Source organism: Alteromonas sp. HB246098 (assembly GCF_054890645.1).
In genome coordinates, this window is sequence record NZ_JBTZUG010000009.1 from 44,507 (window position 1) to 57,852 (window position 13,346).

12 protein-coding genes are annotated in these 13,346 nt (G+C 44.3%); 1 reads left to right on the top strand and 11 read right to left on the bottom strand.

The window, feature by feature from the left end:
• Positions 1 to 6 precede the first annotated feature (6 nt).
• From rplF to ACYTPF_RS16910, 9 genes are all read right to left on the bottom strand, one after another.
• Entirely contained in the window at positions 7 to 540 is a 534-nt protein-coding gene (gene rplF / locus ACYTPF_RS16870) for a 50S ribosomal protein L6 (RefSeq protein WP_118491876.1), read from the bottom strand.
• A gap of 13 nt (positions 541 to 553) precedes the next feature.
• Positions 554 to 946 carry a 30S ribosomal protein S8 gene (rpsH, locus tag ACYTPF_RS16875; protein WP_012519224.1) on the bottom strand — a complete coding sequence of 131 codons (393 nt, stop codon included), beginning with the start codon at positions 944 to 946 and terminating at the stop codon, positions 554 to 556.
• A 13-nt stretch (positions 947 to 959) separates the two neighbouring features.
• Entirely contained in the window at positions 960 to 1,265 is a 306-nt protein-coding gene (gene rpsN, locus ACYTPF_RS16880; protein WP_012519225.1) for a 30S ribosomal protein S14, read from the bottom strand.
• Between the two features lie 12 nt (positions 1,266 to 1,277).
• Positions 1,278 to 1,817 (bottom strand): 50S ribosomal protein L5, encoded by a 540-nt coding sequence (gene rplE, locus ACYTPF_RS16885; RefSeq protein ID WP_012519226.1) that lies wholly within the window; start codon positions 1,815 to 1,817, stop codon positions 1,278 to 1,280.
• A gap of 17 nt (positions 1,818 to 1,834) precedes the next feature.
• The gene (gene rplX / locus ACYTPF_RS16890; RefSeq protein ID WP_014950912.1) at positions 1,835 to 2,149 is read right to left on the bottom strand and encodes a 50S ribosomal protein L24; all 315 of its coding nucleotides are present in this window, start codon (positions 2,147 to 2,149) and stop codon (positions 1,835 to 1,837) included.
• Positions 2,150 to 2,161: 12 nt separating this feature from the next.
• Complete coding sequence (rplN, locus tag ACYTPF_RS16895) at positions 2,162 to 2,530, bottom strand: 50S ribosomal protein L14 (protein WP_012519228.1); 369 nt, start codon at positions 2,528 to 2,530, stop codon at positions 2,162 to 2,164.
• 221 nt (positions 2,531 to 2,751) lie between these two features.
• Positions 2,752 to 4,860: a GAF domain-containing hybrid sensor histidine kinase/response regulator gene (locus ACYTPF_RS16900; protein WP_461853026.1), complete on the bottom strand. Its 2,109-nt coding sequence runs from the start codon at positions 4,858 to 4,860 to the stop codon at positions 2,752 to 2,754.
• Between the two features lie 132 nt (positions 4,861 to 4,992).
• Positions 4,993 to 6,387 carry a DUF4397 domain-containing protein gene (locus tag ACYTPF_RS16905; protein ID WP_179984718.1) on the bottom strand — a complete coding sequence of 465 codons (1,395 nt, stop codon included), beginning with the start codon at positions 6,385 to 6,387 and terminating at the stop codon, positions 4,993 to 4,995.
• 309 nt (positions 6,388 to 6,696) lie between these two features.
• Complete coding sequence (locus ACYTPF_RS16910) at positions 6,697 to 8,385, bottom strand: S8 family serine peptidase (protein ID WP_461853027.1); 1,689 nt, start codon at positions 8,383 to 8,385, stop codon at positions 6,697 to 6,699.
• Positions 8,386 to 9,396: 1,011 nt separating this feature from the next.
• On the opposite strand from ACYTPF_RS16910, the gene ACYTPF_RS16915 reads away from it, so the two are divergent.
• The gene (locus ACYTPF_RS16915) at positions 9,397 to 9,837 is read left to right on the top strand and encodes a hypothetical protein (RefSeq protein WP_461853028.1); all 441 of its coding nucleotides are present in this window, start codon (positions 9,397 to 9,399) and stop codon (positions 9,835 to 9,837) included.
• Positions 9,838 to 10,059: 222 nt separating this feature from the next.
• On the opposite strand, the gene rlmB is transcribed toward ACYTPF_RS16915, so the two are convergent.
• Complete coding sequence (gene rlmB / locus ACYTPF_RS16920) at positions 10,060 to 10,800, bottom strand: 23S rRNA (guanosine(2251)-2'-O)-methyltransferase RlmB (RefSeq protein WP_461853029.1); 741 nt, start codon at positions 10,798 to 10,800, stop codon at positions 10,060 to 10,062.
• The gene (rnr, locus tag ACYTPF_RS16925; RefSeq protein WP_461853030.1) at positions 10,801 to 13,218 is read right to left on the bottom strand and encodes a ribonuclease R; all 2,418 of its coding nucleotides are present in this window, start codon (positions 13,216 to 13,218) and stop codon (positions 10,801 to 10,803) included.
• Between the last annotated feature and the right edge of the window lie 128 nt (positions 13,219 to 13,346).

Consider the following 13,346-nt stretch of genomic DNA (forward strand, 5'->3'; position numbering starts at 1 on the left):
ACCCACCTACTTTTTCTTAGCTTCTTTACGACGTACGTGTTCGTCAGCGTAACGTACACCTTTACCTTTGTAAGGCTCTGGTGGACGGTAACCACGAATGTTCGCCGCAACCTGACCAACCACCTGCTTATCGGCGCCTTTAACGACGATTTCAGTTTGGCTAGGAGTTTCAACCGTAATGCCTTCAGGCATTTCGTATACTACAGGGTGAGAGAAACCTAGTGTAAGGTTTAGCTTGGCACCTTGTGCTTGTGCACGGTAACCAACACCTAACAGAGTAAGTTTTTTCTCGAAACCTTGTGAAACACCTTGAACCATTGCGTTCAGGATAGAGCGAGCAGTACCTGCTTGTGCCCAGCTGTCAGCGAAACCTTCACGTGGAAGTGCTTTAAGTTGGTTCTCTTCCTGTGCAACTTCTACAGCGTCGTTGAAAACGCGGGTCAAAGTGCCTTTACTACCTTTAACAGTAACTTCTTGACCAGAGATAGAAACTTCTACACCTGATACAACGTCTACTGGGGCTTTTGCTATACGTGACATTTCAACTCCTCCGTTATGCTACATAACCGATGATCTCACCGCCCATGCCAGCGTTACGCGCTGCACGGTCAGTCATCACACCTTTAGAAGTCGACACGATAGCTACGCCTAAACCACCCATAACCTTTGGAAGCTCATCTTTTTTCTTATAGATGCGCAGACCAGGACGGCTTACACGTTCGATAGTGTCAATTACTTGCTTGCCTTCGAAGTACTTAAGCGTAACTTCTAAAACAGGCTTAACGTCACCAGAAGCAGCGAAGTCAGTGATATAACCTTCAGCTTTCAATACTTCACAGATTGCAACGCGAAGTTTTGAAGAAGGCATAGTCACAGAAACTTTCTGTGCCATCTGGCCGTTACGGATGCGGGTAAACATATCCGCGATAGGATCTTGCATGCTCATTATCAGCTACTCCTTACCAGCTGGCTTTCTTAAGGCCAGGGACTTCACCGCGCATCGCTGCTTCGCGAAGCTTAATACGGCTAAGACCGAATTTGCGTAGGTAACCATGTGGACGACCAGTTACACGGCAACGGTTACGTTGACGTGAAGAACTAGAGTCACGTGGCAGTTGTTGTAGCTTCAGAACAGCGTCCCAACGCTCTTCTTCAGAAACGTTAACATCGCTGATAATCGCTTTAAGTGCGGCGCGCTTCTCAGCATACTTAGCTACTAGCTTAGTACGCTTAGCTTCGCGTGCCTTCATTGATTCTTTTGCCATAACCCTACACCCCTACTTTTTGAATGGGAAGTTAAACGCGTCCAGCAGAGCACGTGCTTCGTCATTAGTATTCGCACTGGTAGTGATAGTAATATCCATACCGCGAACCTTATCCACTTTATCGAAATCGATTTCAGGGAAAATGATTTGCTCACGCACGCCCATGCTGTAGTTACCACGTCCGTCGAATGATTTAGGATTCAAACCACGGAAATCGCGAACACGTGGAATAGCGATTGAAATCAAACGCTCTAGGAATTCCCACATACGCTCGCCGCGTAGGGTTACTTTACAGCCAATCGGATAACCTTCACGGATTTTAAAACCCGCTACTGATTTTCTAGCAACTGTAACAACAGGCTTCTGACCGGCGATAGCCGTCATGTCAGCTTGAGCGTTCTCAAGTACCTTTTTGTCAGCAACTGCTTCACCTAAACCCATGTTTAGAGTGATTTTTTCAATCCGAGGGACTTGCATGACGCTTTTGTATCCGAACTGCTTAGCAAGTTCAGCTACTACTGTTTCTTTATAGAAATCATGCAGTTTCGCCATCGTACTCTCCAATATAATTAAACAAGTTCGCCGTTAGACTTGAAGAAACGTACTTTCTTCTCATCTTCGAAACGGAAACCAACGCGATCTGCTTTGCCCGTTGCCGGGTTAACAATCGCAACATTAGAAACGTGAATAGAAGCTTCTTTCTCAACGATGCCACCAGCTACACCCAGTTGTGGGTTTGGCTTAGTGTGCTTCTTGACAAGATTAACGCCTTCTACAATTACACGGTTATCAGCAATAAGCACTTTAAGGACTTTGCCTTGTTTGCCTTTGTCTTTACCCGCTAATACGACTACTTCATCATCACGACGAATTTTATTAGCCATTATCGTGACTCCTTATAGTACCTCTGGGGCCAATGAGATGATTTTCATGAAGTTTTCACTTCTCAACTCACGGGTAACCGGGCCAAAGATACGCGTACCAATTGGTTGCTTGTTAGCATTAAGCATAACAGCCGCGTTACCGTCAAAACGAATGGTAGAACCATCTGCACGACGAACGCCTTTTCTAGTACGCACCACCACTGCATTCAGTACGTCACCTTTTTTAACTTTACCGCGAGGAATTGCTTCCTTAACAGTAACTTTGATGATGTCACCGATACCTGCATAACGGCGATGCGAGCCACCAAGAACCTTAATACACTGAACCCTGCGAGCGCCGCTGTTGTCTGCAACGTCCAGGTTAGTTTGCATTTGGATCATGTTAGTGCTCCGCTCTTAAAATTAAGACTCTCCCGAGTCGTTAGTGCTGCTAAAAACAACTGGATATCGTTGCTTTTATGTACATACCCCCATAAAAAGGGCGCGAAATAATAACAGAAAACTTTGGGAAGTGATAGCGGTAAATTGAATTATTTTTAAACTATGTGAGCAATAAAAAAGCCCCGACCAAAAGCCGGGGCTGATAACCACGTCATAGGTTATCAAGCAGGATCTTTTAGCGCAGAAATCTTATTTACAAACTGCTTACTTAAGTGCCGAAAAACAATTTCTTTTAAACGGCTTACACCAACAGGTTTAGATATGAAGTCATCCATGCCAGATTTCAAGCATTTTTCTTTTTCTCCCGTCGAAACATTAGCTGTTAAGGCGATTATGGGTATTTGCGCAGTCTCTTGGTCCAATAGCCTAATTTGTTTGGTTGCCTCTAGCCCATCCATAATAGGCATGTGGCAGTCCATGAATATTAGCGCGTAGGGAGCTTTTTCAGCCATTGAACGCTTAACATTCTCTAAAGCTTCCTCACCGTTTACTGCTAAATCACTGATAATACCTATCTCTCTTAACTGTTCTTTAATGACGAGCTGGTTTATCTCATTATCTTCAACAACTAGTGCCTTAAACGCCCTTAGCTCCTCTTTGCTTGGTATGTAGGCATCGTTCTGCGCTACTGTTTTATCTGCAATAGCCCCCGCATTTGCATCATCTAATGTAAGCGTAACGGTAAAGCGAGCGCCAATACCTAACTCACTGCTCACTTCAATTTTTCCGTTATAGTGCTCGACTATTTGTTTAACAATTGACAAGCCTAAGCCTGTACCGCCAAACATCCGTTGTGTTGAGCTGTCCGCTTGCATAAACGGGGTAAAAATGATTTTCTGCTGCTGAGCGCTGATACCAATTCCCGTGTCAGTCACTATTAATTTAACTCGATAGCGCCCCTTACCGTAACGCACACATCTCGTCTCAACCGTCACCTCACCTTCTTTGGTAAACTTAAATGCGTTGTTCACAAGATTGATGAGTACCTGCCCTAACCGCAACTTATCGGCAATAAAAGTTTTCCCCTTAAGTGCCGCTGTATTTACGCTAAACGCTATTCCTTTCTCCTGTGCAAGCCTTGTGAACATGGGTATCTGTTCTTCAATGGTTTCTTCAAAGTTGGTAGGCCCGTCTTCAAAGGCCAACTCCCCTGCGTCTATTTTTGAAAAATCTAAAATGTCGTTCACAATATTTAAGAGGGAGTCTGCGCTTTGCACAGCTAGGGAGGCTAATTCCATTTGTTTCGGATTTAAAGGCGATGCCATTAGTGCTTCTAACATCCCCTGAACACCATGAATTGGGGTACGTATTTCTTGGCTCATATTCGCCAAAAAATCACCCCTGGCTTTGAGAGCGTTTTGCGCCAAATCGCTTTTGTGTTGAAGTACAGCCCTGTCTATGTGCATTTGCGTAATGTCGACGGTAGCACCTACTACCTTTACGCACCTGCCGTTATCCATTATCGGATGGGCTCTGCTTTCAATCCAGCGGGTTTCACCTGCATCGGTTCGAATCTCTACTTCGTAAAGGAAATCCTCCCCTGTTTGCTTCATTTGCTCAAACTGTTCTGCGTACCTCTTACGATGGACGTCATCGGGAATGAATTTTAGTATATCTTCGGCCTGCATGGAGCGATCGCTGTGAACATGGAACATGCGCTTTAGCGCGCCCGACCAGATTACTGAACCGCTTTCTATATCCAATTCCCATGTTCCGACTCCAGCCAAATTTGTGACTTGTTTTAACAAAGAGTTTCGCTCTTCAAACACGACCTTTTGGGCATTTAGATTACTCATAGACTGCTGTCGTTCGAGTTCATTGCCAATCCAGGTGGCAAGCAGTAGTAAGTAATCGGTTTCTAGTTCATTAAACGGTTCATCTCTTGAAGACAGTGAAGAAAAGTTTACCGTACCGTAGAACTCACCGAATACGCGGATAGGAGAAGCGAGGTAGCTTTTTAGTGTGTATTTATCGAAACACGGGTGCGAAGCACCAGGTTGCACATCGATATTATGGTAAGCAATGACAGAGTCGGCCCTAGCTGCATCAGCACAATACGTATCGCAAAGGGAAAATTCAGCGCCTTTTGGTATGTCACCGTTGGGCGTGACAACACTTAGTACACTATACCGCTCTCCCTGAATATTACTAACGATCCCTGTTTCTAAACGAAGCGCTTCTGTACCGATACACAGCAAACTCTCTAACTTTTTATCTAACGACAAAGCCTTATCATTAGATATTTCTTGTAGGTCTCGGATAATACTCATGAGGATTTTAGCCCTCCCAGACTGCAAATAAAAAAGGCCAATGTATTAACATTGACCTTTTAAATTTATGGGATATTTCGCGAGATGAAAGTTTTCCCTATTATCAATTAGTATAATAAATAGACTAACTAATTAATAAAGCACGTTAATTTCATATCCTGTCGCTGTGTCTGCTGGCTCTACCGTCACGATGTAGTTTTCCTCTTCAGTAAAACCATATAGAGAGGTTCTATCTAGAAGCACTTGCTCTTCGTTCTCATCTTCGTACACCGCAATTACTTCGTAGTAATCTGACGGCAGCACTTCGCTGGTGCTTTCTGCAAACTCCAGGTTCTGTATATCATATTCTGCGGTATCAATGGTTTCGTCGTTTCTTACTAAGTAAAAGTCCACATCATCGAAGTCGCTAACCAAGTTGATGAAGTTAACGGTCTTGTCATATGCCTGCGGCAAACCACTTTCAACAAAGGTAGCTGCACCTAACTGGTTGTTAGTGTTGTAGATAAGAATAGCTTTACTCTCACCTTGGTTAAGGGTGATTAGCTTATTGCTAAGCGATGTAACTGTACCTGACGGGTCAGTAACGGTTACGCGATAATCGCCATAGCGGATAGCACTAAATTCAGACATTTCACCCGCGGCTAGCGTAAAGCTCACATCTTCTTCGTCTGTATTGCCGCCAAAGGTAACGTTTAGCTCAGCATCTAAATTAGTCGAGTTGTATATACGATACTGCGAATCAGCTTCAACATCGGTCAAGGCTGTTACTGTTGAAGAATTTAATACCGTGTCTACCACAAGCCCTTCTTGAATAGCGCCGCTTACATCACGAAGGGTCATTAAATACTCAGTTTCGTATACAAAATCGATTGTTTGTGATTCAAATACAACCTCATCACTACCTGGTTCAGTAAGGTAAATTGTATACTCATCTTCATCGAAGTATTCGCTGTCGTCGTCAGCATCCCAATAGTCGAACTCTATCATGTCACCAGTGGTCACTGTGCCAAGAAAATTAGCCGCTTCAAACGGATCGCCCGATTCACTCATGTAGAAATCATATGATGAGTCATCTACGGCCACAGAGAGCGCAAACAAACGGAAATGGTCTTCTAGTGTTTCGCGCTCATACGAATAGGTAGTGAAAGTCGGGTTGCTAAAATCACCGCTCATCACAACGATGGTTTTATAGCCATTTTTTAAATCTACGGTAATTTCGTCAATGTAAACTTCTTGGTCATCTGAGTCAGTACGAATGAACTCAATTTCGTATTCGCCATCATCCATCGAGTACATTGAGGTAGCGTCACCAAATTGAGCTGAACCAAAGCTATCTCCATCAACCTCTCGCATTTCAACATTCGCGCCATTAGGTGATGCGTTATAAAACTGTATGTAAGCATAAGAGTAATCTGAGCTACTGCTATCTGAGCCACCACATGCGGTAAGCCCTAGTAGCGCTACAAGCCCCATTGCCGCTGCACGGAACCAGGTTCCCCTTAGCAAAGAGTGAGAGGTCAATTGCATAAATTGAATGTCCTTTGAAGTTGTTCTTTATTGGTTTAAGACTGCGTTAACACAAGCAGGCACACGTAGAAAGTGCTTATATTGGCTCGCACAATACAGCGATATGGCTATCTGAGAAGGGCTTAGTTCAGAGCTTTACGCTATCTTTGCAAAGCTGACTTTTCTTTGTATAACTTGACAGTTCGTAACCGCTGGGAACGTTTGTAGAAGCTATCTTGACGAGGAATGTATTGATAAAATGCAGGTAGAAAAGAAATAAAAAAGCCTGCAAGTGCAGGCTTTGAAAGTATCGTTTGGTTATGGCGTTAATTATTCATAAGAATAGGACAGCGTCACACCGCTATATGATGAGTATGCGCGGATACCTATGTGCCAAGTACCCGATGCTGGTGCATCGAATGTACATACTTCGCTGTTACCGTTTTGATAAGGGCGGCAATCGTAGCTATTGGTTTCCGGTTGTGAGCCAAACTTCACATAAAGATCAGCATCGCCTGAGCCACCAGAGGTACGAATGGTCATTTGCGTTACACCTTCTGGAATAGTCCAAGTGTAGCGATCCCAGTTTCTGCGAGTACCTGAAAGGCCTGTTAGTTGACCTGATACTGGCTCTACGCCAGGCTCAGAGCCGCCACCACCACCCGTGCCGCTTCCATCACAGCCATTGGTGTTCAAGTAGTTATACGCATCAGCTAACTGCATCAAACCATAGCCATAAAAGTTATCGCGTCCAGCACTGCCTTTGTCTTCGGCTGTTGCATTTAGCGCATTACGTATTTGATTATTTGAACACTGCGGGAAGTAGCTCCACACCAATGCAGCACCACCTGCCACGTGTGGCGTAGCCATTGATGTGCCGCTTAAAGATGCGTAGGTATTAGTTGGGTAAGTAGATTGCACGGCACTTCCTGGCGCAGCAATTTCAACTTGGTCGTTATACTGGCTGTAGCTTGCGCGGTTTTCGTTTGAGTCTACCGCTGCAACCGACATTACTTCATCGTAAGAAGCTGGGTAAGACTTCGCGCTATTACCATCGTTACCTGCAGCAGCGACCAATAACATGCCGGCATCAGTAAAGCTCTGCATAGCATTTCGTTCGGTAGTAGATGAACTGCCGCCACCTAAGCTCATGTTAACTACGTTTGAGCCCGCGTCTTGACACTGAGTAATCGCATCAATTAGGTCAGATGCATAAGTCCATTGGCCATTATCGTTAAAGATTTTAACAATATGCATATCCACGCCAGGGTAAACGCCAACAACACCTTCATTGTTGTCGTAGGCCGCAATTGTACCGGCGACGTGAGTACCATGACCATTTCCGTCGTTATACCAGTTACCAACAGCACTATTGTTTGCTTGACCCGTAACACCATCGTTGGTTCCAGGCAAATCTGGGTGACCTAGGTTATAACCCGTATCAATGATACATACCTTGCGAGCTGTAGTATCTGACTGACCAAACTGATTTGCTTGTACCATGGTGTAGCCGTAAGGCGTAGTTTGTGCCATGGGCTTACGGCGAACATCTACTTCAATACTTTCTACATTAGGGTTTTTGCGAAGCTTGTTTAGTGCAGACTTACTCATAGTAGCCGCCACCATTTTATGCTTCTTAAGCTCTTTCTTAATTGAACCACCGGCTTTTCTAACTTCAGATTTAGCTGAAGCAATGCTGAAAGGCTTCTTGTTTTTCAGTTTAGACTTAACCTTAGATTTGGCTTTGCTGCTGGTAAGCGTATCGCTTGAACTGGTGACCTCTACAGTTTCACTTATCATTTCGTCTTTAAACTTAATGATATAGCGCTCTTGATCCACCGTTACAAGGCGGTCAACAGTGAGTTTTTTGCCTAGTGCTTGTTTTAAGGTTTGCGGTTTTTCTTTAACTTTTACCAGGCCTTCGCCTGCTGCCATTGCAGAATTAGTCATTAAACCAAATGATACAGCTAGTGCAGCTGCTGTTAGACATGTGTGTTTCTTATTTAATTTTGAGTTCAAAATTTATTTCCTGTTGTATCTGTCTTATTAACTTCAGCACTGTTTTAACCCGTGCTTTTGAAGCTATTTGTTATTAAATGACATACAGGTATAACCATTACCTCATACGAAAAGCTCATCCATGACAACCGACGCAACAGCGTTGCAACGACCTACCCGTTTGTCAGGTTAATAGCTAACCCGCGGTAGGCAGGCTAGCTATAGAGCTCATATTAGGCGGCTAATCAAACAGTTGAGTATGTTGCCTTAACCCTGGTGAGCATTTTTAATACCTTTAAAAATGCACAAAAAAACAACACAACTTATGAAGAGCGCGCCAAATGTGTATTACGAGCAGATTCATGGTAGGAATAAAAAACTATGGTTAACATTTAAATTACAATTTGAGATGTAACAAAATATTAATTACCTGTTTAGCTTTTCTTATTAAACGAATTCAGTAGTGATTTGTAGATTTCTTCGTCTGGTTTTCTTTAATTGGCTGAGCCATTAAGCAATGCAATATTTCAAGACTGGTTAGTAACTATATTATTTAGTTTGGCGTTGACGAGCCAGGAAGTTGTTGTGCGCTCGGGCATAAGGTTTAGATACTTATCACCCAGCGGCAATGCAATGGCGGTGTAAAAAAGATCACTACTTAAAAGATAATATGCTAATTTATAAATGAAAAAGCCCACGCTATAAGCGTAGGCTCGTTCGAGTCTTATGTCTTTGGTGGGCTGCTTAAACAGGGATATCCAAAGCTCTCGCTTGAGAGCGTAAGTAATCGAACACCAATTGTCAAATGGTTAATTAAAGGGAATGATTTGTGCCGTACCAATCTATTGAAAATACGTTGTCTCTGAGCCGATTAACAACGTTTAGAAATGCGGTAGTAAAAAAATAGGAAATGACTGCACTGCGACAACTCTTAAGCTCTACGAATGGAACGCACAGCTTTCTTCCGTGATGTTCTTCCCGCTTCACATATATGAAGTCGTTTTAAGGAATGCGGTTTCTGAGGCTATATCAATGCGCTACGGCGAAGACTGGCCAACAAACGTCGTATTCCAAAATTCATTGCCCTACAAAGACAAGCAAGACTTAGTACGACTAACTCAAGATTATCAAGGTGTAGGTAAACTTTTGCCAGAGCTAAAACTGAGTTGGTATGAAAACATGCTGGCAAAAAGACATGAGGGGCGTATTTGGAAGCCTTTTATCGAACAAGTCTTTCCCAACTCAACGGAAAATACAGTATCTACCATTCGAAACACACTGAAAAACGGTTGCGACATAATCAGGAAGCAACGCAATAGAATTGCTCACCATGAGCCTATTTTTAATCAGCCTACATTAACCCAGCTACTGCCGTTAATTGAAGAAGCCGTGTCATGGCGATGCAAGAAAACCGTCGCTTGGCTTAGAGCTCAAGAAAAAGCGACAGAACTACTAAACAACCCTATTTTTTAATATAAATACTCGTGATAGCAACGGATTGCTACTAACTTATTGCTTGGCAACCATATGCAACGGTTGACGCAACCAAAAGTGCTATTTCAGACAACCAAGCACAGTTTGCATAGATTAAGTAAATACTCTAAAAAGAAAAAAGGCGCGCAACAATCTTTCTGCGTGCCTTTAACATTTCTTGTTTTGGACGCTCTCGCGTCGCGTTCAAACGCTTAGGGAGCATTACAATCCACGCTGTCTCACTATTTCGTACAGGCATACACCTGTAGCTACCGACACGTTTAAACTTGTTACACTGCCAGCCATAGGGAGCTTCACCAACTCATCGCACGTTTCTTTGGTAAGCCTACGCATGCCCTTACCTTCAGCCCCCATTACTAATGCAGTTGGGCCTTTCAGGTCAACATCATAAAGGGTTTTATCGGTTTCACCGGCAGTTCCCACAATCCAGAGCCCTTTGTCTTGAAGGTGCTTCAAGGTTCTGGCAAGGTTTGTAATTTGAATTAGCGGCATCACTTCAGCTGCGCCGCAGGCCACCTTTCTGACTGTGCCGTTTAAGCTTGCTGATTTATCTTTCGGTACTACTACCGCGTGCACCCCTGCTCCATCTGCAGTACGCAGGCACGCACCTAGATTATGCGGGTCGGTAACACCGTCTAGTACCAAGATTAAAGGCTGCGCTTCGCTTTCTAAAATTTTGTCTAAGTCAGCTTCATCTAGCACGCGGGCTGGTTTCGCTCTTGCTACCACGCCTTGGTGTTGTTCGCCGTTTACTTTGTCATCTAGCGCTTTACGCTGGCTGAACTGAACTGAAATTCCGAAACGGCGCGCCTGGTTAACAATGTTGGTCAAGCGTTCATCGTTACGCCCTTTTAAAACCCACACTTCCATTACACGCTCGGGCTCTTTTTCAAGTACCGACTGCATGGCATGTAAACCGTATAACCATTCTTGCTGCGCCATTTAACGCTTACCTCTTTTATTCAATGACAGTGTTTTGCCGCTGCTACCGCCTTTTGCGCTGCCGCGACTTGACGATTTTCCACCGCTTCGACTAGACGAGCTTGAGCCGCCTTTACCTTTTCTCCCTTTATTATCAGAACGGGAGTCTTTACCAGAGCGGGGCTTGTTATCAAAGCGAGTAGGTTTGTCTGAAGACTTTTTAGCTGTCTTCACTTTTACCTTCTTGCCTTTAGTGCTGCGCAGCATAGACTTATCGAGTAATAAATCAATCTTTCTTTCATCAAGGTTTACTGCCGCAACAGTTACCTCGACTGTGTCGCCCAGTCTGAACTGACGATGGCCCGACTCACCTACCAACGCTTGTTTCACATCATCATAGTGATAATAGTCGTCATCTAGTGAGGTTATATGCACTAAGCCGTCGATATGGTATTCGGTAAGACGAACAAATAAGCCAAAGTTTGTGACCGAGCTCACCACACCTTCAAAAGTGTCACCTACGTGATCAAGCATGAATTCGCATTTAAGCCAGTCGGCCACGTCGCGGGTAGCATCATCAGCGCGTCGTTCTGTCATTGAACACTGTTCACCAAGCTGCTCAATTTCATCAACAGTGTAGTTTTTAGCTCCGCTTACCGCTTTTTTACCCTGCTGTTTAGCAATAATGCCTTTGAGCGCGCGGTGTACCACTAAATCAGGGTAACGACGAATAGGTGATGTAAAGTGTGCGTAAGCTTCTAACGCCAAGCCAAAATGCCCTACGTTTTCGCCATCGTAAACCGCTTGCTTCATTGAGCGCAGCAGCATAGTTTGAATAAGCTCTTCGTCTACTCGACCACGGGTTTTAAGCACCACATCGGTAAACGCGGCTGGCTCAGCATCTTCTACAATGGCATGAGGGATACCAATTTCACTTAAGTAGCTGGTAAAAGCGGTAAGTCTGTCTGCATCTGGCTTGTCGTGCACTCGGTACAAGGCTGGCGCTTCGTGCTTTTCTAACATTAAAGCAGCACTCACGTTTGCCATGATCATGCATTCTTCAATAAGCTTATGCGCATCGTTACGCACCAACGGCACGATATTTTCAATTTTGCGCTGGGCGTTGAAAACGAACTTCACTTCTTGAGTTTCAAACTCAATGGCCCCGCGTTTGGCTCGGGCTTTTTTAAGCGCGCGATAAAGGTCGTGCAAATTGCGAAGATGAGGTACATGAGTCTCGTAACGCTGATGAAGCTCTTTGTCTCCTTGAAGAATATTCCACACTTTGGTGTAAGTTAACCGGGCATGTGAATTCATTACCGCTTCGTAAAACTGGAATTCTTCCAGCTTACCATTCGCGCTGATGGTCATTTCGCACACCATGCAAAGTCGGTCTACTTCAGGGTTTAGTGAACACAAACCGTTAGACAGTACCTCTGGTAGCATTGGAATAACTTGGTCAGGGAAATACACTGAGTTACCGCGCTGCTGCGCTTCATCATCAAGCGCTGAGCCTGTTCTTACATAATGACTTACATCGGCTATGGCTACCCATAATTGCCAGCCGCCATTATCTAGTGGCTCGCAGTATACTGCATCGTCAAAGTCGCGGGCATCTTCGCCATCTATGGTAACAAGGGGAAGCTGGCGTAAATCAATACGACCTTCTTTGGCATCATCGGGCACCTGATCGGTAAGTTTTTCCACCTGTTTAGTCACGCCTTTTGGCCACTGGTGTGGTATATCAAACGTGCGAAGCGCCATTTCTATTTCCATACCTGGCGCCATATGCTCGCCAAGTACTTCAACGATTTTACCCACCGGGCTCATTTTACGGCGTGGGCGCTGAGTAAGTTCTACCACTACCACCTGCCCCATGCGGGCACCGTTGGTGCTTTCTGGAGGAATTACAATTTCGTGCTGCAAACGGCTGTCGTCTGGCACTACCATGCCAAAGCCCTGCTCAACAAAATAACGACCAACAATAGGCTCGCTGCGCGGCTCTATGACTTGCGTTACAAACGCTTCTTTTCTGCCGCGACGGTCGGTACCGCTAATACGCGCTTCTACCACGTCATCGTGGAGGAACAAATTCATTTGCCCTGCGCTAATAAATAAGTCACCGCTTTTATCTTCAGGACGCAAGAAGCCGTAACCATCTCTGTGACCAATAATTCTGCCTTTAATGAGTTCATCACGGTTTTGAAGTATGTACTTTTTCTGCTTAGTGAATTGCACCTGCCCTTCGCGCTCCATGGCACGCAGTCGGCGCTGAATACCAATTCGCGCTTCTTCGTCAAAGGCGTTCACCAAGTTACAGATATCAAGAAACGACAATGGCTTGTCGTGTTCTTTTAATAAACTCATTAAATATTCGCGGCTGGCTACCGGATTTTCGTACTTTTCTTTCTCGCGCTGATAATGCGGATCATCACTCATGTATTTTTAAATTACCTTTAATTACTTTGTTCACAATATCTTCGTTGGAGGCTTAGTTCTTCAAAGCACTATGGAAAACATTGAAATATATTTTTTAGACACATAAACCATTTTTGGTTCATGTGGTT